This is a genomic window from Pseudomonas sp. B28(2017) (assembly GCF_002113025.1).
GTDB lineage: Bacteria > Pseudomonadota > Gammaproteobacteria > Pseudomonadales > Pseudomonadaceae > Aquipseudomonas.
The window spans coordinates 422,608-446,870 of sequence record NZ_NEJH01000003.1; the positions used below are offsets into that span (position 1 = coordinate 422,608).

Annotated in this window: 21 protein-coding genes; 11 read left to right on the top strand and 10 right to left on the bottom strand. The window is 61.6% G+C overall.

Annotated features, from left to right (window positions below; translation table 11 throughout):
• Window positions 1-3: 3 nt before the first annotated feature.
• From CAF65_RS11230 to CAF65_RS11255, 6 genes are all read left to right on the top strand, one after another.
• Complete coding sequence (locus CAF65_RS11230) at window positions 4-867, top strand: LysR family transcriptional regulator (protein WP_008020013.1); 864 nt, start codon at window positions 4-6, stop codon at window positions 865-867.
• 229 nt (window positions 868-1,096) lie between these two features.
• Window positions 1,097-2,173 carry a putative 2-aminoethylphosphonate ABC transporter ATP-binding protein gene (locus CAF65_RS11235; protein WP_085716337.1) on the top strand — a complete coding sequence of 359 codons (1,077 nt, stop codon included), beginning with the start codon at window positions 1,097-1,099 and terminating at the stop codon, window positions 2,171-2,173.
• Window positions 2,173-3,897 carry a putative 2-aminoethylphosphonate ABC transporter permease subunit gene (locus tag CAF65_RS11240; RefSeq protein ID WP_085716338.1) on the top strand — a complete coding sequence of 575 codons (1,725 nt, stop codon included), beginning with the start codon at window positions 2,173-2,175 and terminating at the stop codon, window positions 3,895-3,897. Before CAF65_RS11235 ends, CAF65_RS11240 begins: the two co-directional genes overlap by 1 nt.
• Window positions 3,898-3,947: 50 nt before the next feature.
• Window positions 3,948-4,973, top strand: coding sequence for a putative 2-aminoethylphosphonate ABC transporter substrate-binding protein (locus CAF65_RS11245; protein ID WP_085716339.1), 1,026 nt, complete (start codon window positions 3,948-3,950; stop codon window positions 4,971-4,973).
• 145 nt (window positions 4,974-5,118) lie between these two features.
• The gene (locus CAF65_RS11250) at window positions 5,119-6,252 is read left to right on the top strand and encodes a TIGR03364 family FAD-dependent oxidoreductase (RefSeq protein ID WP_085716340.1); all 1,134 of its coding nucleotides are present in this window, start codon (window positions 5,119-5,121) and stop codon (window positions 6,250-6,252) included.
• A complete protein-coding gene (locus tag CAF65_RS11255; protein WP_085716341.1) occupies window positions 6,252-6,809 on the top strand; it encodes a phosphonate degradation HD-domain oxygenase in 558 nt (185 codons plus the stop codon). The genes CAF65_RS11250 and CAF65_RS11255 overlap by 1 nt, the downstream gene beginning before the upstream one ends.
• Window positions 6,810-6,937: 128 nt before the next feature.
• Here CAF65_RS11255 and CAF65_RS11260 read toward each other — a convergent pair whose 3' ends face one another.
• Both CAF65_RS11260 and CAF65_RS11265 read right to left on the bottom strand, forming a co-directional pair.
• Complete coding sequence (locus tag CAF65_RS11260; protein WP_085716342.1) at window positions 6,938-8,314, bottom strand: GTPase/DUF3482 domain-containing protein; 1,377 nt, start codon at window positions 8,312-8,314, stop codon at window positions 6,938-6,940.
• On the bottom strand, window positions 8,307-9,677 hold the full coding sequence (locus CAF65_RS11265; protein ID WP_085716343.1) for a DUF2868 domain-containing protein: 1,371 nt from the start codon (window positions 9,675-9,677) through the stop codon (window positions 8,307-8,309). Before CAF65_RS11265 ends, CAF65_RS11260 begins: the two co-directional genes overlap by 8 nt.
• Before the next feature lie 85 nt (window positions 9,678-9,762).
• On the opposite strand from CAF65_RS11265, the gene CAF65_RS11270 reads away from it, so the two are divergent.
• Window positions 9,763-10,275, top strand: coding sequence for a dihydrofolate reductase (locus tag CAF65_RS11270; RefSeq protein WP_085716344.1), 513 nt, complete (start codon window positions 9,763-9,765; stop codon window positions 10,273-10,275).
• A gap of 107 nt (window positions 10,276-10,382) precedes the next feature.
• Here the strand turns inward: CAF65_RS11270 and CAF65_RS11275 are convergent, their stop codons facing one another.
• Window positions 10,383-11,774 (bottom strand): L-cystine transporter, encoded by a 1,392-nt coding sequence (locus tag CAF65_RS11275; RefSeq protein ID WP_085716345.1) that lies wholly within the window; start codon window positions 11,772-11,774, stop codon window positions 10,383-10,385.
• A gap of 240 nt (window positions 11,775-12,014) precedes the next feature.
• Between CAF65_RS11275 and CAF65_RS11280 the strand changes: the two genes are divergently transcribed.
• On the top strand, window positions 12,015-13,070 hold the full coding sequence (locus tag CAF65_RS11280) for a phosphorylcholine phosphatase (RefSeq protein ID WP_085716346.1): 1,056 nt from the start codon (window positions 12,015-12,017) through the stop codon (window positions 13,068-13,070).
• Window positions 13,071-13,272: 202 nt separating this feature from the next.
• Here the strand turns inward: CAF65_RS11280 and ilvD are convergent, their stop codons facing one another.
• Together ilvD and CAF65_RS11290 are read right to left on the bottom strand one after the other, a co-directional pair.
• Window positions 13,273-15,114: a dihydroxy-acid dehydratase gene (gene ilvD / locus CAF65_RS11285; RefSeq protein ID WP_085716347.1), complete on the bottom strand. Its 1,842-nt coding sequence runs from the start codon at window positions 15,112-15,114 to the stop codon at window positions 13,273-13,275.
• Between the two features lie 281 nt (window positions 15,115-15,395).
• Window positions 15,396-16,592, bottom strand: a complete 1,197-nt coding sequence (locus CAF65_RS11290; RefSeq protein WP_085716348.1) for a class I SAM-dependent rRNA methyltransferase — start codon at window positions 16,590-16,592, stop codon at window positions 15,396-15,398.
• Window positions 16,593-16,768: 176 nt separating this feature from the next.
• On the opposite strand from CAF65_RS11290, the gene CAF65_RS11295 reads away from it, so the two are divergent.
• Both CAF65_RS11295 and mutM read left to right on the top strand, forming a co-directional pair.
• A complete protein-coding gene (locus tag CAF65_RS11295; RefSeq protein ID WP_085716349.1) occupies window positions 16,769-17,638 on the top strand; it encodes an HDOD domain-containing protein in 870 nt (289 codons plus the stop codon).
• A gap of 42 nt (window positions 17,639-17,680) precedes the next feature.
• Entirely contained in the window at window positions 17,681-18,493 is an 813-nt protein-coding gene (gene mutM / locus CAF65_RS11300; protein ID WP_085716350.1) for a bifunctional DNA-formamidopyrimidine glycosylase/DNA-(apurinic or apyrimidinic site) lyase, read from the top strand.
• Window positions 18,494-18,617: 124 nt separating this feature from the next.
• Here the strand turns inward: mutM and CAF65_RS11305 are convergent, their stop codons facing one another.
• The 5 genes from CAF65_RS11305 to CAF65_RS11330 form a co-directional block, all read right to left on the bottom strand.
• Window positions 18,618-18,869 carry a YfhL family 4Fe-4S dicluster ferredoxin gene (locus CAF65_RS11305; protein WP_003176712.1) on the bottom strand — a complete coding sequence of 84 codons (252 nt, stop codon included), beginning with the start codon at window positions 18,867-18,869 and terminating at the stop codon, window positions 18,618-18,620.
• A gap of 220 nt (window positions 18,870-19,089) precedes the next feature.
• Window positions 19,090-19,569, bottom strand: a complete 480-nt coding sequence (coaD, locus tag CAF65_RS11315) for a pantetheine-phosphate adenylyltransferase (RefSeq protein ID WP_007939322.1) — start codon at window positions 19,567-19,569, stop codon at window positions 19,090-19,092.
• Window positions 19,570-19,684: 115 nt separating this feature from the next.
• Window positions 19,685-21,280, bottom strand: coding sequence for a GMC family oxidoreductase (locus CAF65_RS11320; RefSeq protein WP_085716352.1), 1,596 nt, complete (start codon window positions 21,278-21,280; stop codon window positions 19,685-19,687).
• Window positions 21,281-21,415: 135 nt separating this feature from the next.
• Window positions 21,416-21,961, bottom strand: coding sequence for a twin-arginine translocation pathway signal protein (locus CAF65_RS11325; RefSeq protein WP_085716353.1), 546 nt, complete (start codon window positions 21,959-21,961; stop codon window positions 21,416-21,418).
• Window positions 21,962-21,989: 28 nt separating this feature from the next.
• On the bottom strand, window positions 21,990-23,420 hold the full coding sequence (locus tag CAF65_RS11330; protein WP_085716354.1) for a coniferyl aldehyde dehydrogenase: 1,431 nt from the start codon (window positions 23,418-23,420) through the stop codon (window positions 21,990-21,992).
• A gap of 145 nt (window positions 23,421-23,565) precedes the next feature.
• Here CAF65_RS11330 and CAF65_RS11335 point away from each other — a divergent pair, with 145 nt between their 5' ends.
• Window positions 23,566-24,237: a TetR/AcrR family transcriptional regulator gene (locus tag CAF65_RS11335; protein ID WP_085716355.1), complete on the top strand. Its 672-nt coding sequence runs from the start codon at window positions 23,566-23,568 to the stop codon at window positions 24,235-24,237.
• The last annotated feature ends 26 nt before the right edge of the window (window positions 24,238-24,263 follow it).

The following is a 24,263-nucleotide window of genomic DNA, read 5'->3' on the forward strand; positions in this document are numbered from 1 at the left end:
GTTGTGCTGAGTGCCGAGCTGAAGGCGTTTTACATGGTGGCCCGCCTGGGCAGCATTACCCAGGCTGCAAAAAAGCTTGGCCTGAGCCAGCCGACGGTGACGACGCAGATCCGCAACCTCGAAAGTCAGTATTCGGTCGAGTTGTTCTACCGTGGCGGCCGGCGTCTGAGCGTCAGCGAAGAGGGCGCGCGGCTGCTGCCGATGGTCAAGGTGCTGATGCAACAAGAAGCCGACATCGAGTTTTTCCTGCGTAACTGCGGTCAGGTCCAGGGCACGCTGCGTATTGCCGCCACGGCGCCGTATTACATCCTCGACCTGGTGAAGACCTTTCGCGAGCGATTGCCGCAGGTTGAAGTTTCGGTGGAAATCGGCAACTCCCAGCAAGTGCTCGAAGCGCTGGAGGAGTACCGGGTCGATGTCGCGGCGTCGTCGCAGTTGCTCGATGACGCGAGGCTGATTCGCCGGGTGCTCGGCAGCGATCCACTGGTGCTGGCGGTGCATCGCAATCATCCGCTGGCGGTTCACGATCACGTACCGCTCGGCGCCTTGGCCGGGCATACCCTGCTGATGCGCGAACCGGGCTCGACCACCCGCCGCCTGACCGAAGAATTGCTGGCCAGTGCCGGGGTGTGTTTCGGCCCGCTGCTGGAAATCGGCAGCCGCGAATCGATCCGCGAAGCGGTGCTGCGCAACATAGGCATCAGCATCATTGCCCGCCAGGAAGTCCCGCACGATCCGCAGTTGCGGGTACTGACCATCGAAAATGCGCCGCAAATCCCGGAATACCTGTATTGCCTCAAGGAGCGTAAAAACGCGCGGCTGCCGGCGGCGTTTCTGGGGTTGGCGCAGGAAATGGCTCCGGCCTGAAGATCTGAGGTGACTGTGCCGGCCTCTTCGCGAGCAGGCTCGCTCCCACAGTTGACCGCACTGCAATGTGGGAGCGAGCCTGCTCGCGAAGGCGCCAGATCAAACAACACAGAGCTTGAAGGCTGAACCAAAAATCCTGAATACCACTATCGGCAGTTTTTGCCTTACTGCCACATGACGGACTCATTACAACTCTAGGATGGCCCCATCTGCTCGATGAGGTCCGTCCATGAACAACTCGATCACCACTGCCCTGGCCAATCCCGGCGCGCCCATGAAAGTACGCGGCGTGCACAAGCGTTTCGGTGCTTTCACCGCGCTGGATAACGTGTCCCTCGACGTGGCGGCCGGTGAGCTGGTGTGCCTGCTCGGGCCTTCCGGGTGTGGCAAAACCACCTTGCTGCGCTGCATCGCCGGTCTGGAAAAGCAGGACAGTGGCGAGTTGTACCTGGGCGACCGCGACGTTTCCCGCCTGCCACCCCAGACGCGGGACTACGGCATTCTGTTCCAGTCCTATGCGTTGTTCCCCAATCTGACTGTCGAAGCGAACATTGCCTACGGCCTCGCCGGTAATGGTCGCGACCAGATTCGCCAGCGTGTCGCTCAGATGCTGGAACTGGTCGGCCTGGGCGGCAGTGAGAAAAAGTATCCCGGTCAATTGTCCGGCGGCCAGCAACAGCGGGTTGCACTGGCTCGCGCTCTGGCCCCGGCGCCTTCGCTGTTGCTGCTCGACGAACCGATGTCGGCCCTCGATGCCCGGGTACGCGAGCACCTGTGCACCGAACTGCGCCAGCTGCAACGCAACCTCGGCATCACCACGCTGATGGTTACCCACAATCAGGACGAGGCCATGCTGATGGCCGACCGCATTGCCGTGATGAACAACGGCAAGGTCGAGCAGTACGCCACGCCGCAGGAAATCTACAATCGCCCGGCCACGCCATTCGTGGCGGAGTTCGTCGGCCAGGGCAACTGGTTGCCGTTCCAGCGCAGCAGCGACAGCCATGCCCTGGTCGGCGGTATGAGCATGCGTCTGGCCGATGGCGGCGCCAAGAGTGCGTCAGGCCGTTTGTTCTGCCGCCCGGAGGCGATCAGCATCAACCCGCTGGTGCACGAGGAAAACCTGTTCCCGGCCAAGGTTCGCGAAATCACCTTCCTCGGCAACCGCTGCCGCATGAGCTTCGAACTCGATCAGTTGCCGGGCCATGCACTGTTGGCAGAACTGGCACCGGAAGCCATGCCGCGTTTGGGCGCTCAGCAGATCATGGTCGCCTTGCCGCCACGCAGCCTGCAGGTGTTTGCCTGATGAGCGCGAACATCGCGCTGCCGCTGCCGCAAAGGCAGGTTCGGCAGATCTCCCGCGCCGAAATCGGTGACCGACTGTTCGTGGTCGGCGGCAAAGTCCTCCTGCTGGTGTTGCTCGGGGTTGCCGTGTTGATGCCGTTGCTGGCGATCTTCTGGCGTGGTTTCAGCGCCGAAGCCGGGCAGGGCGGTGGTTGGGTCGCAGCGAAAGAGTTGGTGACCAGCGAGAACTTTCACTGGTTGCTCGGTAACAGCCTGAAGGTATCCCTCAGCGTCGCAGCCATTGTCGTACCGCTGGCCTACCTGTTTGCCTACGCCCTGCAACGCACGTTGATTCCGGGTAAAGGCATCTGGCGCGGCATTTCGCTGCTGCCACTGATGGCGCCATCGATGCTGCCCGGCATTGCGCTGGTTTACCTGTTCGGCAACCAGGGCATGTTGCGTGGTCTGCTTTCGGACAACATCTACGGCTTCTGGGGCATTGTGCTCGGTGAGGTGATCTACACCTTCCCGCACGCCTTGATGATTCTGCTTTCGGCGCTGTCCCTGGCGGATGCGCGACTGTTCGATGCCGCTTCAAGCATGGGCGCCAGCCCCGCCAAAGCCTTCCGTAGCATCACCTGGCCGGCGACCCGTCAGGCAGTGTTCGCTGCGTTCTGCCTGGTGTTCACCCTGACCATCACCGATTTCGGTGTGCCCGTGGTGGTCGGTGGCGACTATCAGGTGCTGGCGCTGGAGGCCTACAAGGCTGTGGTGGGTCAGCAGCAATTCGGTCGCGGCGCCTTGATCGGCGTGGTGTTGCTGCTGCCGGCGCTGTTCAGCTTCGGGGTCGATGCCTGGTTGCGTCGGCGCCACGGCGACGCCATGAGCGGTCGTGCCCAGGTGTTCAAGCCTGTGCCATCGAAGCTGCGCGACGGATACTACCTGGCCATCGTGCTGCTGATCAGCGCCGCATTGCTGCTGGTGTTCGGCATGGCGGTGTTCTCGTCGCTGGTGAAATTCTGGCCCTACAACCTTTCGCTGTCGCTCAACCATTATCAGTTCAACGACACCGCCGGCGGTGGCTGGCTGGCCTACGGCAACAGCCTGAAGATGGCTTTGGGCACCGCGCTGATTGGCTCCATGCTGATCTTTACCGGCGCCTACCTGATGGAAAAGACCAGGGGGCAACGCGGCCTGAACCTGACCTTGCGCATGCTCAGCTTCGTGCCGATGGCGGTGCCGGGCTTAGTGCTGGGCCTCGGTTACGTCTTCTTCTTCAACCTGACCGGCAACCCGCTGCACGTGTTCTACGGGACCATGACTCTGCTGATCGTTTGCACCATTGCGCACTATTTGACCACCGCGCAAATGACCGCTACCACCGCGCTGCGTCAACTCGATGGCGAATTCGAAGCCGCCGCGCTGTCGCTCAAGGCGCCGCTGTACCGCCATTACCTGCGTGTCACCGTGCCGATCTGCCTGCCGGCGTTGCTGGACATCGTGCGCTACCTGTTCGTCTCGGCCATGACCACCGTCTCGGCGGCGATCTTCCTCTACAGCCCCGACACCATCCTCGCGGCGGTGGCGGTGCTGAACATGGACGACGCCGGCAACGTCGGCGGCGCGGCGGCGATGTCGACCCTGATTCTGTTCACCTCGGTGGGCGTGTCCCTGCTGCTGGCCTGGGCTTCGCGCGGCTTGCTGGGCCGTTCCCAGGCTTGGCGGCAGACAGCGCCCGGTCATTGATTTGCTTCTCCTCAAACCGAAAGACCTCAACTCAAAAACAGGAAAAGATCATGTTCAAGCCCCTGGCCCTGGCCGCTGCTGTCCTCACCGCTTTCAGCCTGAACGCCTTCGCTGCGAAAACCGAGTTGACGGTGTACACCGCCCTCGAAGCCGAACAACTGAAGACCTACAAGGAAGCCTTCGAAAAGGCCAATCCGGACGTCGAGATCAAGTGGGTGCGTGACTCCACCGGGATCATCACTGCCAAACTGCTGGCCGAGAAGGCCCGCCCACAGGCTGACGCCGTGTGGGGCCTGGCGGCTTCCAGCCTGGCGATCCTCGATCAGCAAGGCATGCTGCAAAGCTACGCACCCAAGGATCTTGGCCAGATCGGCGCCAACTACCGCGACGCCGCCAACCCGCCAGCCTGGGTCGGCATGGACGTCTGGGCCGCGACCATTTGCTTCAACACCGTCGAAGCCGAGAAGCAGGGCCTGACCAAGCCAGTGAGCTGGCAAGACCTGACCAAGCCTGAGTACAAAGGCAAGATCGTCATGCCGAACCCGGCATCGTCCGGCACCGGCTTCCTCGACGTCAGCGCCTGGCTGCAAACCTTCGGCGAGAAGCAGGGCTGGGCGTACATGGACGGCCTGCACCAGAACATCGGCCAGTACGTTCACTCCGGTTCCAAGCCTTGCAAACTGGCCGCCGCAGGTGAGTTCCCGATCGGTATTTCCTTCGAGTACCCGGCCGTCCAACTGAAACGCCAGGGCGCACCGCTGGACATCATCCTGCCGAAGGAAGGCCTGGGTTGGGAGATCGAAGCGACTGCGGTGATCAAGGGCACTGCCCACGAGGAAGCCGCGAAAAAACTGGCTGACTTCTCCGCCAGCCCTGAGGCGATGGAACTCTACAAAGAAAACTTCGCCGTGCTCGCTCAGCCTGGCATCGCCAAGCCGCAAACCGAACTGCCAGCCGACTACGAACAGCGCCTGATCAAGAACGACTTCGCCTGGGCCTCGAAGAACCGCGACGAGATCCTCACCGAATGGCGCAAGCGCTATGACGGCAAGTCCGAGAAAGTGGCGGCCAAGTAAGATCTTTATCGGCTGACAGGGCCTCTTCGCGAGCAGGCTCGCTCCCACAGTAGATCTCCAGTGGAAGGAGACTGGGGTAGCCGCCCAATCCAATGTGGGAGCGAGCCTGCTCGCGAAAGCGGTCTTGAATTCAGAGCACCTCTAGATGACACAACACAACGACATGCTGATCGTCGGCGCCGGCATCCTCGGTTTGTCCCACGCGTATGCCGCCGCCAAACGCGGTCTCAAGGTCACGGTTTTCGAGCGCAGTGAAACGCCCCTCGGCGCTTCGCTGCGCAACTTCGGCCAGGCACTGGTCACCGGCCAACCGCCGGGCCCGATGCTGGAGCTGGCCCGCGCCAGTCGCGGAATCTGGGGCGATTGGGCGCAGCTTGCCGGCCTGCAGCTCAAGCGCAATGGCTCGTACCTGTTCGCCCGCACCGAGGCGGAAGAACAGTTGCTGGAAGCCTTCTGTGACGGCCGCGCGGTGGAGCACGGTTACCGTGTCGAGCTGTTGCGCGGTGCCGCATTGCGCGATTTGTACGGCGGCCAGTTCCGCCATCACCGTGCGGCGTTGCACGGCATGGACGACCAGCAGCTGTATTCGCGCGAAGCGATTCCGGCGCTGATCGACTTCCTGCGTCGCGACCTGGGCGTCAAGTTTCACTTTTCCACCCTGGTCCGCGATATCGAACCGGGCCGCCTGTACAGCACCGCCGGCAGCTTCAGTGCCGAGCAGATCATCGTCTGCTCCGGCCACGACTATCAGACGTTGCTGGCCGAGCACATCGCCGAACTCGACCCGCAAATCTGCCGTCTGCAAATGCTCCGCGCCCGACCGCAGATCAACCTCAACCTGCAACACGCGTTGCTCACCGGTTTGAGTTGCGTGCACTACGGCGCCTTCGCCGACTTGCCGGAGGCCGCGGAGGTGCAGGCGGAAATCCTGCGGCACGCGCCGCACCTGCACGAGAACGGCATTCACCTGCTGATCAGTCCGACACCCTATGGCGAGTTGATCATTGGCGATTCGCACCATTACGGCCGTGATCCGTCACCCTTCAATGCCGAGCAGGTCGATGACTGGATGATCGAGCTGGCCGAGCAGACCCTGGGCTGCAAGGTGCAAGTGGTCGAACGCTGGCAGGGTGTCTATGGTTCACGGGGGCCAGGACCGTTCTCGTTCCTGCGTCCGGCAAAAGGCCTGAGCGTGGCGTTGATGCACACCGGTGTCGGCATGAGCGTCGGGCCGGCAATGGCTGAACGCAACGTTGCCACCGTATTGGAGGAAATCTGATGGAGCGCAATGAACAGGTGATTGCCGAGGTGTTCGGTTTGTACGAGCGCTTTGGCGACAGCGACTACATCGGCGAGCCGGTGTCGCAGATCGAGCACATGTCCCAGGCGGCGGAGCTGGCCATGGCCGAAGGCTTCGACGATGAGGTGGTGCTGGCGGCGTTCTTCCACGACATCGGGCATATCTGCGCTGAAAACTCGGAGAACATGGGTGGCTTCGGCGTGGTCAGCCATGAGCGGCTCGGCGCCGACTACCTGCGTCGCGCAGGCTTCAGCGAACGGATGGCACGGTTGGTGGAGTATCACGTTCAAGCCAAGCGCTATCTAACGCTCAAGGAACCGGGGTATTACGAACGCTTGAGCGTAGCCAGCCGCCGGACCCTGGAATATCAGGGCGGGGTGATGACGGCTGAAGTGGCTGAGGCGTTCGAGCGGGATCCGCTGTGTGCCTTGAGTTTGCGCATGCGCCAGTGGGATGAGCAGGCGAAAGAGATGCATGTGCCGGTGATTGATCTTGGGGTGCTGAAGGAAAAAGCGGTGCGACTATTGGCTGCGTAAGTCTCGGCACCGAGTTGCGGCCTTCGCGAGCAGGCTCGCTCCCACATTGGATTTGTGATCGACGCACATCCCCTGTGGGAGCGAGCCTGCTCGCGAAGAGGCCGGTGGCCTCACCACTGTTGCAAGGGCTAAAGCTGCTGCGCCAACGCCTCAACCTGCTCCTGTCGCTCCGCCTGATTCAACTTCGGATGCGGATTCAACGACGACCACAGCGGATGTGCCCGTGCCTTGTTCAGGGCCTCGGGCAGTTTGCCTTCGCGCCAGCTCTTGTCCTGGGGCGTGGCCACCTGAATGCTGTCCATCGCCGCATGTCCACGGGCGTTCAGCGCTTGCAGCAATTGCCGCTGGCGCAGCGCCAACAGGCGCAGCACGTTGTCATCCACCGTCAGTTCGCGCTGGCCCTTGATCTTGCCGAGCAAGCGGCTGCCATAACTGCGTGCGGTTTGCAGGGCTCCGCCGGCGATGGCCCCCGCCAGAGCCGCCGCGCCCAGGGTAATCCCGCCCACCAGCAGGTCGACCCCGGCCCCCGCAGCAGCACCCGCGGCGATACCACCACCCACGCGCACCCCCAGTTGCTTGAGGGTTTCCGGGTTGAACAGGTCATCGCCCCAACGACCGTGGAGCAGCGGCAAATCACCGGCCGCGGCATCCTGCGGACGGAAGGCGTAAAGCTTGAGCAGGGCCTCGACGCAACGCTGCTCACGCTGGCGTACGGCTTTGCGCAGTTCGCTGATCGCCTGCTGTTCCTGCTCGGCGTCACTGACCACGCTGCGCCGGCAAGCCGCGCAATCGATCAGCAATTCGGCAATCAGTCGCTCGGCGCTTTGTTGGCGAGCCAGACGCTGGGCTTGCTGATCGGCGATCAGGCGTTCGAGTTGCGGCCGGGCCGTTTCCAGCAGCAGGGCGAGGCTTTCATAGAGTCGACGTTCGCCATCCTCAGGCGGCGCAACACTGTCGAAGCGCACCAGGGCATGCAGACCCAGCCGCGCCAGCGCTTCACGCCAGGCCGGTTCGCGGTGGTTGGCGCTGCTGACGAAATTCAGCACCGGTAGCAAGGGCTTGCCGCAACCGGCCAGCACTTCCAGCTCGTCGCGGTACTTGGCCAGCACCGGTTCCCGGGCATCGATCACGTAGAGCCCGGCGTCCGACGCCAGCAACTGGCGCAGCACTTTGGCTTCCTGTTCGAACCGTTGCCGGGCTTCGCTACCCTCAAGGAAACGCGCCAGGCGAGCCGGGCCGTCGAGGCGTTCGCCGGGCCGTTCCAGGCGTTCGAGGTAATCGAGCAGGGCGATGGCGTCTTCCAGGCCAGGGGTGTCATAGAGATCGAGCAGTGGCTCGCCGTCCACCGACAACCGTGCGCCCTCGACATGCCGCGTGGTGCTGGGGCGATGGGACACTTCACCGAAGCCGACGTCGCGGGTCAGGGTGCGCAGCAACGAGGTCTTGCCGACATTGGTGTGGCCGACCACGGCGAGTTTCAGAGGCTGCTGGCGGGTGTCAGTCATGACCCGTCTCCAGCCAGTTCATCGGTGCGCAGTCGGCAAAAGGCAGCTCAAGTTGTTGCAGCGCCACGTGCCAGTCGCCGAGACGCTCGGCGTCCAGCGCTTCACCGGGCGGTGCCTGCAACAACCACACGCGGGTGGCGCTGGCGCTGCGGGCCAGTTCGGCAATCAAGGCCAGGCTGCCCCGATCCGGTGAGCGCTGTGGATCGCATGCGATGGCCAGGCGTGCCGGAGGAAAGCGACTCAGTTGTTCGAGGAGTTTGTGCCGCGATTCGCGACTGTCGAGGATGCCGGCGTTGCTCACGTTTTTCGGCAATTGCGGTGGCCACGGGCGTTGGTCATCCAGTTCAATGGCGACCAACAGCGCACCGTCGCTTTGCTGCTTGGAGACACCGCTTTCCACGCGATGCAGTTGGGCCGGTGCCGCATCGCTGACGCCGAGGCGCTCGCTGGTGGGCATCAGGCGTTCGCGCAGTTGCGCGTAACCGGGCAGGTTCAAATCCAGGCGCAGCGCCGTTTGCCTCGTCTTCCAGCGCCACAGGCAAAACAGCGCGAGCAGCAGGCGCGGCAAAACGCCGTAGACCAGCTGTACCCCCACCAGCCAGGCGGCCCAGGCCTGGCGGGCACTTTCGATGTTCAGTGCGGCATCGCCGCTGGCGCGGATCATCTCCTCGGTCGGCACGCTGAAGCCGAGCAGGGCCGGCAGCGCGCCAAGCGCCTGAGTGACGGCGATAAAGGTGTCGGCGCTGAGGATTGTGGTTTCCCAGACGAAGCCGTAGCGTCGGGTCGCCATCAGCGTCAGTAGAATGACCAAGGCGCTGAGCATCGCCAGCAACCACAGGCTGTTGACCAGCACGCCGATGGCCCAGCGATTGAGTTTCTGGCGTTGCAGCAACAGGAGCAGGGCCGGTGCCAGTTGTGCGGCTTTGGCGTCACGAGCGAGTTTTTCACTCAGCCATAGCCACAGTCGCCCGAGACTGGCGCCGTGTTCGCCGGCAAACACCAGCCCCAGGGCCCAGCTCAGCAGCAGGATCAGATTGAGCCCGAGCAGGCTGCCCATGGCCCAGAACACATTCACCGGGTGCAGGCCGTCGCCCATTGCCGTAAAGGCCAGGCCGGCGCCGCTGATCACGGCCAGCGCCGCCATTACGATCAGTGCCAGTCGTGCGCCTTGCAGCCAGTGATTGAGGGCCGCGGTCAGGCCATCGCGTTCAGCCAGCCACAGAGCCCGGCGTTGAATGCGCGACGGCAAATCGCCGCCGGCGCTACGGGCCATCCGGTTGGCTTCAAGGTCTTCCAGGGGGCCGGCGTGTTCTTCGCGCAGTCGAATGGTTTCTGTCAGCCAGAGGGTATTGAGTTCAGTCACGCGGCATCCCGTCGCTTCATTGAGCCCAGAGCATAACCGCTGTGGCGCTTATCGGCGAAAGCGAGGCTCTGGTATCCTCGCCGGCATGACTAAATCACTCCCTCTCAGCCTGATCGCAGCCCTCGGTGAAAACCGTGTGATCGGCGTCGACAACAGCATGCCCTGGCACCTGCCGGGGGATTTCAAATACTTCAAGGCGACCACCCTCGGCAAGCCGATCATCATGGGTCGCAAGACCTGGGACTCCCTCGGTCGCCCGTTGCCGGGCCGCTTGAACATCGTCGTCAGTCGTCAGGCGGATCTGGTGCTGGAAGGCGCTGAGGTTTATCCGTCGCTGGAAGCCGCCGTCGTTCGCGCGGAGGCATGGGCGAAGGAACAGGGCGTCGACGAGCTGATGCTGATTGGCGGTGCGCAGCTGTATGCGCAAGGCCTGGCGCAGGCCGATCGGTTGTACCTGACTCGCGTGGCGCTGAGCCCGGAAGGGGATGCGTGGTTTCCGGAGTTTGATTTGAACCAGTGGAAACTGGTTTCCAACATCGAAAATCCAGCAGTGGATGACAAGCCAGCGTACAACTTCGAAGTTTGGGAAAAGGCTTAAAAGCATCGTCGGATCGCCGCCAGGAGCAAGCCCGCTCTCACAGGATTGAGGTGATTGCTGTGGGGGCGGGCTTGCTCGCGATGAGGCCAGATCAGGCGCTGAAGAATTTAAGCGTGAGCCAACGCCGAATGCTCATCCGCATCCAGCAGCGCCTTATCGGTCTGCTGCATCACCTGGCTGGTAATCGCCCCCGCCGTCATCGACCCACTGACGTTCAACGCCGTACGCCCCATATCAATCAACGGCTCGACCGAAATCAGCAACGCCACCAGTGACACCGGCAAGCCCATCGCCGGCAGCACGATCAACGCGGCAAACGTCGCACCGCCACCCACTCCGGCCACGCCGGCCGAGCTCAGCGTGACGATCGCCACCAGCGTCGCGATCCACAATGGGTCCAGCGGGTTGATGCCCACGGTCGGCGCCACCATCACCGCCAACATCGCCGGGTACAGACCGGCACAGCCGTTCTGGCCGATGGTCGCACCGAACGAAGCGGCGAAGCTGGCGATGGACTGCGGGATGCCCAGACGACTGGTTTGTGCTTCGATGCTCAAAGGAATCGTCGCTGCGCTGGAGCGGCTGGTGAAGGCAAAGGTCAGCACTGGCCAGACCTTGCGGAAAAAGCGCAGCGGATTGATCCCGGCAACCGACACCAGCACGCCATGCACCACGAACATCAGGCCCAGGCCGATGTAGGACACCACCACGAAGCTGCCGAGTTTGATGATGTCTTGCAGGTTGGAGCCGGCGACCACCTTGGTCATCAGCGCCAGCACGCCGTATGGGGTCAGCTTCATCACCAGGCGCACCAGACGCATCACCCAGGCTTGCAGGGTGTCGATGGCGTTGATCACTTTCTGACCTTTTTCGGCATCATCCTTGAGCAGTTGCAGCGCTGCGACACCCAGGAATGCAGCGAAAATCACCACGCTGATGATCGACGTCGGCTTGGCCCGCGCCAGATCGGCGAACGGGTTTTGCGGAATGAACGACAGCAACAGTTGTGGCACATTCAGGTCGGCGACCTTGCCGGCGTAATCGGTCTGGATGGTTTGCAGGCGCGCCATTTCCTGGGTGCCGGCCACCAGGCCTTCGGCGGTCAGGCCGAACAGGTTGGTCAGGCCGATGCCGATCAGCGCCGCAATGGCCGTGGTGAACAGCAGCGTGCCGATGGTCAGGAGGCTGATCTTGCCCAGCGACGAAGCGTTGTGCAGGCGGGCCACGGCGCTGAGGATCGAGGCGAACACCAGCGGGATTACGATCATTTGCAGCAATTGCACATAACCGTTGCCCACCAGATCGAACCAGCCGGTCGAAGCTTTCAGCACCGGGTTGCCGGCACCGTAGACCGTGTGCAACGCCACACCGAACGCCACGCCCAGCACCAGCGCGAGCAGGACTTTTTTCGCCAGGCTCCATGTGGTGTGGCGGGTTTGCGCCAGGCCGAAGAGCAAAGCGAGGAACACCAGCAGATTGAGAATCAGCGGCAGATTCATTGGGACTCCCATGAGACTTGTGCCAGCTACCATCCGGGGCAGCTGCGAACCGGAAAGCCTAACAGCTTGAAAACTAATGAATTAATATCAAAAACGTATGGTATCCGTCGTTTTTGGAATAAGCGGATGTCGCTGTCAGAAATGCAACTGACGCGAAAGGGAAGCGGACGGTCGCTGACAGACGAGGACTGTCACACTTATTTGTTAGCGTCGGTGTCTTTCACTCAGGGAGAAACATCGATGAAGTTCGCACCTAAATTGCTGGCTGCCGCACTTTGCCTGGGCCTTGCCGGCCAGGCTTTCGCAACGGATCTGAAACACTGGCCAGCCGATCAGGCCAAGGCGCTGGACGCGATGATCGCGGCCAACGCCAACAAGGGTAACTACGCGGTGTTCGACATGGACAACACCAGTTACCGCTATGACCTGGAAGAGTCGTTGCTGCCCTTCATGGAAAACAAGGGCCTGATCACCCGCGACAAGCTCGATCCCTCCCTGAAGCTGATGCCGTTCAAGGACACCGCCGATCACAAGGAAAGCCTGTTCAGCTACTACTACCGCCTCTGCGAAGTCGACGACATGGTTTGCTATCCATGGGTCGCCCAGGTGTTCTCTGGCTTTACGCTCAAGGAACTCAAGGGCTACGTCGACGAGATGATGGCGTCCGGCAAACCGGTGCCGGCCACTTATTACGAAGGTGATGTGGTCAAGAAGCTCGACGTCAACCCACCGAAAATCTTCACTGGCCAGCAAGAGCTGTACAACAAACTGATGGAGAACGGCATCGAGGTCTATGTGATGACCGCCGCCTCCGAAGAACTGGTGCGCATGGTCGCGGCCGATCCGAAGTACGGCTACAACGTCAAGCCGCAGAATGTGATCGGCGTGTCGTTGCTGCTCAAGGACCCGAAGACGGGCGAACTGACCACCGCGCGCAAGCAGATCACCGCCGGCAAATATGACGAGAAGGCTAACCTCGGCCTTGAAGTGACCCCGTACCTGTGGACCCCGGCGACCTGGATGGCCGGCAAGCACGCGGCGATCCTGACCTACATCGACGAGTGGAAAAAACCGGTGCTGGTCGGCGGCGACACCCCGAGCAGTGACGGCTACATGCTGTTCCACGATGTCGATGTGGCCAAGGGCGGCATCCACCTGTGGGTCAATCGCAAAGACAAATACATGACCCAGATCAACGGCATGATGGCCAAGCACGCTGCGGCCCAGGCCAAGGAAGGGCTCACCGTGACTGCCGACAAGAACTGGGTGATCGTGAAGCCTGAAGAAATTCAGTAATCAGATCCATGATCCCCTGTAGGAGCGAGCATGCTCCGGGCGGCGTTCCGACGATGGTCGTTAATGATGACGCTGGCTGCCTGATACCCCGCGGCGCTCTGTTGTCCATCGCGAGCAGGCTCGCTCCTACAGGTGAAAGGTGACCGGTAGAAACAAAAATGCCCCGCACTTGGCGGGGCATTTTTTGTTCAACGGTTAAGCCTTACAGCCCGTCGAGCATGGCCTTGTTACGCACCGCACCCTTGTCGGCGCTGGTCGCCAGCAGGGCATAGGCTTTCAGGGCGGTGGTCACTTTGCGTGGACGCACTTCCACCGGTCTCCAGCCTTTCTTGTCCTGCTCGACCCGGCGTGCCGCCAGTTCTTCGTCGCTGACCAACAGGTTGATCGAACGGTTCGGAATGTCGATCAGGACTTTGTCGCCGTCCTGCACCAGGCCGATCGCGCCGCCGGCAGCGGCTTCAGGCGAGGCGTGGCCGATGGACAGGCCGGAGGTACCGCCGGAGAAACGGCCATCGGTCAACAGGGCGCAGGCTTTGCCCAGGCCTTTGGATTTCAGGTACGACGTCGGGTACAGCATTTCCTGCATGCCCGGGCCGCCTTTCGGGCCTTCGTAGCGAATGATGACGATGTCGCCTTCCTTCACTTCGTCGGCGAGGATGCCGCGTACGGCGCTGTCCTGACTTTCGAAGATCTTCGCGTTGCCTTCGAACACGTGGATCGACTCGTCGACGCCAGCGGTTTTCACCACGCAGCCGTCCAGGGCGATGTTGCCGTACAGCACGGCCAGGCCGCCTTCTTTCGAGTACGCGTGCTCGACACTACGGATGCAACCGTTTTCACGGTCGTCGTCCAGGGTTTCCCAACGGGTCGACTGGCTGAACGCGGTTTGCGTCGGAATGCCCGCAGGACCGGCCTTGAAGAAGTGGTGCACGGCTTCGTCGGTGGTCTGGGTGATGTCCCACTTGGCGATGGCTTCTTCCATGCTGCGGCTGTGTACGGTCGGCAGTTGGGTGTGCAGCAAACCACCACGGGCCAGCGAACCGAGGATGCTGAAGATGCCGCCAGCGCGGTGCACGTCTTCCATGTGGTACTTCTGGATGTTCGGCGCGACTTTGCACAGTTGCGGCACGCTACGGGAGAGACGGTCGATGTCGCGCAGGTCGAAATCGATCTCGGCTTCCTGGGCGGCGGCCAGCAAGTGCAGGATGGTGTTGGTCGAACCGCCCATGGCGATGTCGAGCATCATGGCGTTTTCGAACGCCTGGAAGTTGGCGATGTTGCGCGGCAACACCGACTCGTCGTTCTCGCCGTAGTAACGCTTGCACAGCTCGACGATGGTGCGGCCGGCCTGCAGGAAGAGCTGCTCGCGGTCGCTGTGGGTGGCCAGGGTCGAGCCGTTGCCCGGCAAGGCCAGGCCCAGCGCTTCGGTCAGGCAGTTCATCGAGTTGGCGGTGAACATGCCGGAGCACGAACCGCACGTCGGGCAGGCGCTGCGCTCGTACTCGGCAACCTTCTCGTCAGAAGCGCTGGAGTCGGCGGCGATCACCATGGCGTCGACCAGGTCGAGGCCGTGGGCGGCGAGTTTGGTCTTGCCGGCTTCCATCGGGCCGCCGGAGACGAAGATCACCGGGATGTTCAGGCGCAGGGCGGCCATCAGCATGCCAGGGGTGATCTTGTCGCAGTTGGAGATGCAGACGATGGCGTCGGCGCAGTGGGCGTTGACCATGTACTCGACGGAGTCGGCGATGATCTCGCGACTCGGCAGCGAATAGAGCATGCCGTCGTGGCCCATGGCGATGCCGTCGTCCACGGCGATGGTGTTGAATTCCTTGGCCACGCCGCCAGCGCGTTCGATCTCGCGGGCGACCAGTTGGCCCAGGTCTTTGAGGTGCACGTGGCCCGGTACGAACTGGGTGAACGAGTTGGCAATGGCGATGATCGGCTTCTTGAAGTCGTCATCTTTCATCCCCGTGGCGCGCCACAGTGCGCGGGCGCCGGCCATGTTGCGGCCATGGGTGGATGTTTTCGAGCGGTAATCAGGCATGAAGCACTCCGGGCGGCTAATCAGGTATCAAAAGGGAAGTGAGCTTCTATTGACGTCTGGAACACTCAGAAATGGCCGTGTGTCCGGAAGTTGCCGATGACTTTGCGGGATCGCCGCGCGCTTCAGCTTGAGCTCATAAACCCGCCGGGGATGACTGGCGATGAATGTTCGCGATTCTACACGGCTGGCGGCTGGAGGGAATGCCTGTAGGTATTCACGAGACGTGTGGAAAGACGCAACCCTGTAGGAGCGAGCATGCTCGCTCCTACAGGAAAGCGGGGTTAGCTGTTGGGGAGCAACCGGCAAGTAATGCTCTTGATGTAACGCGTCTCGGCAATCGCCGGATGCACCGGATGATCCGGGCCCTGACCGCCGCGTTCGAGCATCTGGATATTGCGATCCAGGTGGCGGGCGCTGGTCAGCAGGATGTTCTGCAGGTCGTCTTCCGGCAGGTGCATCGAGCAGGATGCGCTGACCAGGATACCGTCCTTGGTCAGCAGGCGCATGGCTTGCTCGTTCAGGCGGCGGTAGGCGCCTTCGCCGTTCTTCATGTCTTTCTTGCGTTTGATGAACGCCGGCGGGTCGGCCACGATCACGTCGAAGCGTTCTTCGCTGGCCTTCAGTTCTTTGAGGGCTTCGAACACGTCGCCTTCGATGCAGGTCATTTTTTCGGCGAAGCCGTTCAGCGCGGCGTTGCGCTCGACGCCGTCGAGGGCGAAGGCCGAGGCGTCGACGCAGAACACTTCACTGGCGCCGAACGCAGCAGCCTGCACGCCCCAGCCACCGATGTAGCTGTAGAGGTCCAGTACGCGTTTGCCCTTGGCATAAGGTGCCAGACGTGCGCGGTTCATGCGGTGGTCGTAGAACCAACCGGTTTTCTGACCCTGAATGACCGGGGCTTCGAATTTCACGCCGTTCTCTTCGAGGGCAACCCACTCCGGAACCAGGCCGAACACGGTTTCGACGTAGCGGTTGAGGCCTTCGGCATCACGGGCAGCGGAGTCGTTCTTGAACAGAATGCCGCTTGGCTTGAGCACTTGGGTCAGCGCCGCGATCACGTCGTCTTTATGGGCTTCCATGGTCGCTGAAGCGATCTGCACCACCAGGATGTCGCCGAAACGGTCAACCACCAGGCCTGGCAGCAGGTCGGAGTCGCCGTAGACCAGGCGATAGAACGGCTTGTCGAACAGACGATTGCGCAGGGACAGGGCCACGTTCAGGCGGTGCACCAGCAGCGATTTGTCCAGCGGTAGCTTGATGTCGCGCGACAGTACGCGGGCGCAGATCAGGTTGTTCGGGCTCATGGCAACGATGCCCAGCGGCTTGCCGCCGGCGGCTTCGAGGATCGCCTGGTCGCCGGCCTTGAAACCGTGCAAAGGCGTAGCGGCTACATCGATTTCGTTGCTGTAGACCCACAAGTGGCCGTTGCGCAGACGGCGGTCGGCGTTGGCTTTGAGGCGCAGGCTAGGCAGGGACATGACGTCGCTCCGGAAAAAAGAGCGGGAGTATAGCGTGTTGCGCAAGGCCACGGCATGGTGGATGGACATGCGGTGAACGGGGCCCGCCAGGATGAAACTTCAAGCGATGGGCCGTACAAGGTTTCGGATCCAACTGTTAGAAGCTAGAATCTGCGCCTGACCCAGAGTGTGTACTTATGTCCCAAGAGCTGACTTCCGAACAGATCCAACAAGCCCTGCAGGGCATCAGCGTACCGGCCCAGCCGCAAATCATGGTGGATTTGCAAATGGAACAGTACATGCCCGACCCGGATCTGGAAGTCATCGCCAAACTGATCTCTCAGGACCCGGGCCTTTCCGGTTCCTTGCTGAAAATCGTCAATTCGCCGTATTACGGCCTGAGCAACAAGATCGCTTCGATCCAGCGCGCGGTGAATCTGCTGGGCAGCCGCTCGGTCATCAACCTGATCAACGCGCAGTCGATCAAGGGCGAGATGAATGACGACACCATTGTCACCCTCAACCGTTTCTGGGACACAGCCCAGGACGTGGCAATGACCTGCCTGACCCTGGCCAAGCGCATCGGCGTTGAAAACGGCGATGAAGCTTACGCGCTCGGTTTGTTCCACGATTGCGGCGTACCCTTGATGCTCCAGCGTTTTCCCGAGTACATGGACGTTCTGGAGCAGGCCTATGCCAACGCCAGTGCCGAATGCCGGGTGGTGGACACGGAGAATCAGGTGTTCAATACCAATCATTCGGTGGTCGGGTATTTCACCGCCAAGTCCTGGCGTCTGCCGGAGCACGTGAGTGCTGCGATCGCCAATCACCACAATGCCTTGGCGATCTTCAGCGATGAGTCTTCGCGCAACAGTTCGTTGAAGAACCTGCTGGCGACCCTGAAGATGGCCGAGCACATTTGCGCGTCGCACCGGGTGCTGGGCAATCAGACCGAAGATCACGAGTGGAACAGCATCGCGCCGCTGGTGCTCGATTATGTCGGCCTCTCGGACTACGACTTCGAGACCCTCAAGCAGACGATCCGCGACCTCGGCACTCATCGCTGAGTGTCGGAACTTTCCAGGCCCTGGGCCTGATCAGAGAGCACCATGCCTGAATTGCCAGAAGTCGAAACTACCCGTCGCGGCATCGCGCCGTACCTGGAAGGCCAGCGTGTCAGCCGGGTGATCGTGCGTGATCATCGCTTGCGCTGGCCAATCCCCGAAGACCTCGATGTGCGGTTGTCCGGGCAGCGCATCGTACTGGTGGAGCGGCGCGCCAAATACCTGCTGATCAATGCCGAAGTCGGCACCTTGATCAGCCATTTGGGCATGTCAGGCAATTTGCGTCTGGTGGAGGCCGGGTTGCCGGCGGCCAAGCATGAGCATGTGGACATCGAGCTGGAGTCGGGCCTGGCCCTGCGTTACACCGACCCGAGGCGCTTCGGTGCAATGCTCTGGAGCCTCGATCCGCTCAATCATGAATTGCTGATCCGCCTGGGGCCGGAACCCCTGACCGACCTGTTTGACGGCGAGCGCCTGTTCCAGCTGTCCCGTGGACGTTCGATGGCGGTCAAGCCGTTCATCATGGATAACGCGGTGGTGGTTGGGGTCGGCAATATCTATGCGACCGAAGCGTTGTTCGCCGCTGGAATCGACCCGCGCCGCGAAGCCAGGAGCATTTCCCGTGCCCGGTACTTGAAACTGGCAATCGAGATCAAGCGCATCCTGGCGGCCGCCATCGAGCGCGGCGGTACCACCCTGCGGGACTTTATCGGGGGTGACGGTCAGCCTGGTTATTTCCAGCAGGAACTGTTCGTGTACGGTCGCGGCGGCGAGCACTGCAAAGTCTGTGGCACGGGCCTGCGGGAAGTGAAGCTCGGGCAGCGCGCCAGCGTTTTTTGCCCGCGTTGCCAGAGCTGATTGTCAGTTAGCGCTTCGCTGAGGCTGATGACGCCATCGCGGGCAAGCCCGCTCCTACAGGATTTATGCGGTCCTTGTGGGAACGGGCTTGCCCGCGATGGCGTCGGAACAGGCGCTGGAAGACTTAAGCCTTACCGGTAATCTTGCGGTACTTCTCCATCAACTGCTCTTGAGTCTCCGGATGGGCTTCGTCCAGTGGAATGCAATCCACCGGGCAGACCTGCTGGCACTGCGGTTCGTCGTAATGGCCGACACACTGGGTGCACAGGTTCGGGTCGATCACGTAGATCTCTTCACCTTGGGAAATGGCGGCGTTCGGGCACTCGGGTTCGCAGACGTCGCAGTTGATGCAATCGTCGGTGATGATCAGGGACATGCTAACTCCAGCCGGGGCGGCAGGCCCGGGCGTAATAAACCAATGCGCATAATTGTGCCGTATTGGCGCCTGCGTTGCACGCAGGTGCGACGTACTGTAGGAGCCAGCCTGCTGGCGATGAAACCGAAAACGCGGCGGGGTGTCAGGTTTCCCGCGTTATCGTTGACGTCCATCGTCGGAACGCCGCCCGGAGCCGACTCGCTCCTACAGTTTGCGGGGATTATTTCTTGAAGCGTTCGGTCAGGGCGTCCGCGACCACAGGGTGCACGAACTTGGTGATATCGCCGCCCAGGGCAGCAATTTCACGGACCAGCGTCGAGGAGATGAACGAGTAACGTTCGGACGGGGTCAGGAACAGGCTTTCCACATCCGGCGCCAACTGGCGGTTCATGTTAGCCAGCTGGAATTCGTATTCGAAGTCCGACACCGCGCGCAAACCACGCAGGAACACGTTGGCATTCTGCTCTTTGGCGAAGTGCGCCAGCAGCGTCGAGAAGCCGACGACTTCAACGTTCGGCAGATGTTTAGTGACCTCGCGCGCCAGTTCTACCCGTTGTTCCAGAGGAAACAGCGGGTTTTTCTTCGGGCTCGCGGCAACGGCGATGATCACGTGATCGAACAGGCGCGAGGCGCGTTCGACCAGATCGCCATGGCCCTTGGTAATAGGGTCGAAGGTACCTGGGTACAACACTCGGTTCATCGCGTCGTCCTGGCGGGAATCCGTTGGGGAGTCGGATGGTATCGCAGCCTTCCCGGTCGGCCAAGTCGCCTGTTGGGTAAGAAAGCACTATAGACGATGGGAATAATCGTCATTTTCATGGATTTTTCAAACGTTCGGCCAGGGATGTCGACAGTTGCGCCGTCAGTCCGTAGATCGACAGCTGCGGGTTGGCGCCAATGCTGGTGGGGAACAGAGAGCCGTCGTGGATCGACAGATTGCCCAGTTGATGATGCCGGCCGAGGCTGTCGGTCACCGCGCTTTCCGGGCTTTCACCCATGGCGCAACCGCCCATCACATGGGCACTGCCCAGGCGTGTGCGATACAACTCCAGGCTCAGGCCGTCGATCAGCGTGCGGGCTTCGGCGAGGGTCTTCACGTAACGGGCATCGGCGTGCATCGGCATGACGGCCTTGGCGCCACCGGCAAACTGGATCTCGGCCATGGTAAGGAACGCCCGGCGCAATCCGTCCCAGGCGTAAGGCGAGAGCTGATAATCCAGCACCGGCGTGTCGTCGCTGCGCAATTCGACGCTGCCACCGGGGCTGTCCGGGTGAAACCCGTCCCGCAGCAACGCCAGCATGGCGTGGGTATGGGGCAGGTTGGCCATATGCTGTGAGTTTTCCTGGCCGAAACCACCGAGCAGTGTCGTGGCCAGTGCCGGGTGCAAGGGCGGGACTTCCAGTTTGAAGGACATCTTGCCGGTGGTGCCGTCCTGCCATTGGAAATGGTCGGAATAGATCGACTGCGGCGCGCCGTAGAACGGGTTGACCACTTCGTCGAACAACGCGGCAGACATGTTCACCGGGTGCAGGAACGTACGTTTTCCAAGGCGCTTGTGCGGGTCGGGTGCCCCGGAGCGCATCAGCAAGGCCGGGCTGTTGATGCCGCCACCGGCCAGCACGAAATGCCGCGCCTTGACCGTGATGGTGCGCCCGGTCGGTTCGACGCAGCGTTCATCCATCGCCGAACACTGCAGACCGGTGACCCGGTCGCCGCTGATCATGAGTTTTTCGGCGCGGGCCAGGTAAAGCAGTTCGCCGCCCTTTTCCAGGGTGGCTGGAATGGTGGTGACCATCATCGATTGCTTGGCGTTGGTCGGGCAGCCCATGCCGCAGTATCCGAGGTTCCAGCAGCCGCGAACGTTGCGCGGGATGACGTGCCAGCTGTAGCCCAGCGCCTGGCAGCCCTTGCGGATCACATCATTATTGGCGTTGGGTGGCACCATCCATGGCGCGACGCCCAGGCGTTGCTCCATTTTTTCGAACCATGGCGCCATTTCCGCCGGGCTGTGGCCCTTGACGTTGTGTTCTTTGGCCCAGTGTTCCAGGGTCGGCTCCGGGGTGCGGAAACTGGAGGTCCAGTTGATCAATGTGGTGCCGCCCACCGCCCGGCCCTGGAGGATGGTGATCGCCCCGTCCTTGCTCATGCGGCCGATGCCTTCCTGATAGAGGCTACTGTAGGCCTGGTCTTCGAGCAGCTTGAAGTCGCTGCTGGTCTTGAGCGGACCTTCCTCGATCAACAACACCTTGTAGCCGGCCGCGCTGAGGATTTCAGCCGTGGTGCCGCCGCCGGCACCACTGCCGACGATCGCCACATCCGCTTCGAGTGTCAGGTCCTGGGTCAGTTGCGAGCCATTGTAGGTTTTCCAGCCTCGGGCCATGCCTTCGCGGAACGGATCGGGTACGGGCATCTTAGGGTTCTCTTGTTGTTATGGTTTGGATGCTGTGGTGTTAATGAGATTGCCTTCGCGAGCAGGCTCGCTCCCACAGGGGAGCGCGCAGCTCTTTGAGGGAGTGAGCCTGCTCGCGAATGGGGCGATGCGGTCTTAAACGGTCGGCGGCCCGGGATACCCGCAATGCGCCCACGACTCCTTGCGCCCATACCAGGCCATCATCACCAGTTGCAGCAAGGAGCTGTGGCCCATGCGCAACAGGCTCAACGAGCTGTTTTCCCAGCGATCGAGAAAACGCCGGATATCGTCGGCGCTGGCGTTTTCCCAGCTGCCCCAGATTCCGGTCAACGGTCCGCGGGTCACGGCCATGCCCAGCACATCGAACAGTTGCCGCGTCAGCTTGAGCATTTCCGGCGACAGGTGGGCGAGGCTGTAATCCAGGCTTTTCAGTGTGCCTTCGACAGCCTCAGGCATCCGTTCGGAGGTCACGGCACCCTCGAGCATGACCGGAATCAACGCCCGCAAAAACAGCAGGTCGCCGTTGCGTAACGTGGTGAAGCCACTGGCCGGGACGCTCGACGAACAGCCGCTGAGGCTGGCACCGAGCCCGGCGGTGGCGAGGAAAGCTGTGGCGCCGAGGCTGAATTTAAGCAGCCCGCGCCGTGACAGCGCGGGTGAATCGGACAGGCTTGGGTTCATTGTTGTTATTACCCGACGGTGACGATCGTTAGCGGATGAACAGCTTCTGGATCAGCTTCTGGATGGATTTGCCGTACGGCGGGTAGATCAGCTTCGCCGCGTTGAAACGCTGTTTGATCAACACGCCCTTGGCCTTGCTGAACGTCAGGAAGCCTTCATGACCGTGGTAATGGCCCATGCCCGAGGCGCCGATGCCGCCGAACGGCATGTCGTCCTGGGCGACGTGCAGCAGCGTGTCGTTCAGGCACACGCCACCGGAATGGGTTTCGTGCAGCACGCGCTGTTGTTCGCGTTTGTCGTAGCCGAAGTAATACAGCGCCAGTGGGCGAGGGCGCTGGTTGATGTAGGCAAATGCCTGGTCCAGATCCTTGTATGGCACGATCGGCAGCAGCGGCCCGAAGATTTCGTCCTGCATCACCGTCATGTCGTCAGTGACATTGAGCAGCAGGCTATGGCTCATGCGGCGACCCTGGCCTTGGTCGAACAGCGGCATTAGCAGCGCACCCTTGCTGGTGGCGTCGCTGACGTAACCGTTGAGGCGTGCCAGTTGTCGTTCATTGATGATCGCGGTGTAGTCCGGGTTGTCGGCCAGCGTCGGATAAAACCCGCGGACGGCGCAGCGATAGGCTTCGACGAAACCTCCAACGCGATCCTCCGGCACCAGCACATAGTCCGGGGCCACACAGGTCTGGCCGGCGTTCAGGGTCTTGCCGAAGGCGATGCGTTCGGCGGCGTCCTTGAGCGGCACATCCCGGGAAACGATGGCCGGGGATTTGCCGCCGAGTTCCAGGGTCACCGGGGTCAGGTTTTCCGCCGCGGCGCGCATCACGTGCTTGCCGATGCTGGTAGCGCCGGTGAACAACAGGTGATCGAACGGCAGGCGTGAAAACGCCACGCCCATATCAGCCTCGCCCAGGACCACGCAAACCAGGTCTTCGGGGAAGACTCGCGCCAGCAGTTGCTTCATCAGCAAGCCGGTCGCGGGCGTTGACTCACTGAGCTTGAGCATCACCCGGTTGCCCGCCGACAGCGCGCCGACCAACGGGCCGATGGCCAGGTACAAGGGATAGTTCCACGGCACGATGACTCCGACCACGCCCAACGGCTGATAAACCACTTTCGCCGAAGCCGGCTGGAAGGCAGCACCGACCTTGCGCCGTGACGCACGCATCCAGCCCTTGAGGTGGCGGCTGGCGTAATGAATGCCGTGCAGGCTGGGCATCAGTTCGGCGAGCAGGGTTTCATCGGCGCTGCGATGGCTGAAGTCCTGGCTGATCGCATCGATCAGGGCCTGGCGTTCATTGCTCAATAAATCCTTTAGTGCCTTGAGCCATTGCTGACGCTGCGCAGCGGGTGGCATCGGGTTGGCGGCGTACGCGGCACGCTGGGCGACATACAGGGCCTGAAGCTCGTCCAGTGGCTGCTGTAGATTCTGCAGGTAGGAAATTTCAGCAGTCATGGTCGGCTCCGGATTTATTGTAATAGAGCATTTTTTAGAGTCTATGCTCTAAAAAGTCAAATGACATCCTGGAGCAGCTTTGTTTTATCCGCTCGCGGATAGCTCTAAGATGCCCGTCAACGCACTCTGAATTAAAGCTCAAGCCATGGCCCCACGGATCAAAACCAGCGAGCGTATCGTGCAGAACAGCCTGGAGCTGTTCAATCAACAGGGCGAGCGCAGCATCAGCACCAACCACATTGCTGCCCACATGGACATTTCCCCGGGCAACCTGTACTACCACTTCCCGAACAAGCAGGCGATCATCGCCGTGCTGTTCAGCGAGTATGAAAGCCTGGTGGACAGCTTCCTGCGTCCGCCCCAGGGCCGTGCCGCCACCGTGGAAGACAAGCGCTTCTACCTCAAGGAACTGCTGGCAGCGATGTGGCGCTACCGGTTTCTGCATCGCGATCTCGAGCATTTGCTCGACAGCGATCCGGACCTGGCCGACCGTTATCGGCGCTTCTCCCAGCGCTGCCTGATACAAGGGGCGGCGATCTACGAAGGTTTCGTCGCCGCCGGCATCCTGAAGATGGACAAGGTGCAGATCGAATCCCTGACGCTCAATGCCTGGATCATCCTCACGTCCTGGGTACGTTTTCTTTGCACCACGCGGGAGAACTCCAGCCACTTGAGCGAGCAGGCCATCAAGCGCGGGGTATATCAGGTGCTGGTGCTGGAAGCCGGGTTTGTCACGGATCAGTCCCGCGATACGGTCAACGCTTTGTTCGAAGAGTTCTACGTACCCTTGGCCCAGGCGCTTGAGGAAGTGTCGTAGGATTGAAATCCGATAAAAATCACAGG

What these genes read in the sequence shown, in the direction of transcription:
- CAF65_RS11235 (WP_085716337.1), top strand. Translation starts at nt 1,097, where the DNA reads ATGAACAACTCGATCACCACTGCCCTGGCCAATCCCGGCGCGCCCATG.
- CAF65_RS11240 (WP_085716338.1), top strand. Translation starts at nt 2,173, where the DNA reads ATGAGCGCGAACATCGCGCTGCCGCTGCCGCAAAGGCAGGTTCGGCAG.
- CAF65_RS11245 (WP_085716339.1), top strand. Translation starts at nt 3,948, where the DNA reads ATGTTCAAGCCCCTGGCCCTGGCCGCTGCTGTCCTCACCGCTTTCAGC.
- CAF65_RS11250 (WP_085716340.1), top strand. Translation starts at nt 5,119, where the DNA reads ATGACACAACACAACGACATGCTGATCGTCGGCGCCGGCATCCTCGGT.
- CAF65_RS11255 (WP_085716341.1), top strand. Translation starts at nt 6,252, where the DNA reads ATGGAGCGCAATGAACAGGTGATTGCCGAGGTGTTCGGTTTGTACGAG.
- CAF65_RS11260 (WP_085716342.1), bottom strand. Translation starts at nt 8,314, where the DNA reads ATGACTGACACCCGCCAGCAGCCTCTGAAACTCGCCGTGGTCGGCCAC.
- CAF65_RS11270 (WP_085716344.1), top strand. Translation starts at nt 9,763, where the DNA reads ATGACTAAATCACTCCCTCTCAGCCTGATCGCAGCCCTCGGTGAAAAC.
- CAF65_RS11275 (WP_085716345.1), bottom strand. Translation starts at nt 11,774, where the DNA reads ATGAATCTGCCGCTGATTCTCAATCTGCTGGTGTTCCTCGCTTTGCTC.
- CAF65_RS11280 (WP_085716346.1), top strand. Translation starts at nt 12,015, where the DNA reads ATGAAGTTCGCACCTAAATTGCTGGCTGCCGCACTTTGCCTGGGCCTT.
- ilvD (WP_085716347.1), bottom strand. Translation starts at nt 15,114, where the DNA reads ATGCCTGATTACCGCTCGAAAACATCCACCCATGGCCGCAACATGGCC.
- CAF65_RS11290 (WP_085716348.1), bottom strand. Translation starts at nt 16,592, where the DNA reads ATGTCCCTGCCTAGCCTGCGCCTCAAAGCCAACGCCGACCGCCGTCTG.
- CAF65_RS11295 (WP_085716349.1), top strand. Translation starts at nt 16,769, where the DNA reads ATGTCCCAAGAGCTGACTTCCGAACAGATCCAACAAGCCCTGCAGGGC.
- mutM (WP_085716350.1), top strand. Translation starts at nt 17,681, where the DNA reads ATGCCTGAATTGCCAGAAGTCGAAACTACCCGTCGCGGCATCGCGCCG.
- CAF65_RS11305 (WP_003176712.1), bottom strand. Translation starts at nt 18,869, where the DNA reads ATGTCCCTGATCATCACCGACGATTGCATCAACTGCGACGTCTGCGAA.
- coaD (WP_007939322.1), bottom strand. Translation starts at nt 19,569, where the DNA reads ATGAACCGAGTGTTGTACCCAGGTACCTTCGACCCTATTACCAAGGGC.
- CAF65_RS11320 (WP_085716352.1), bottom strand. Translation starts at nt 21,280, where the DNA reads ATGCCCGTACCCGATCCGTTCCGCGAAGGCATGGCCCGAGGCTGGAAA.
- CAF65_RS11325 (WP_085716353.1), bottom strand. Translation starts at nt 21,961, where the DNA reads ATGAACCCAAGCCTGTCCGATTCACCCGCGCTGTCACGGCGCGGGCTG.
- CAF65_RS11330 (WP_085716354.1), bottom strand. Translation starts at nt 23,420, where the DNA reads ATGACTGCTGAAATTTCCTACCTGCAGAATCTACAGCAGCCACTGGAC.
- CAF65_RS11335 (WP_085716355.1), top strand. Translation starts at nt 23,566, where the DNA reads ATGGCCCCACGGATCAAAACCAGCGAGCGTATCGTGCAGAACAGCCTG.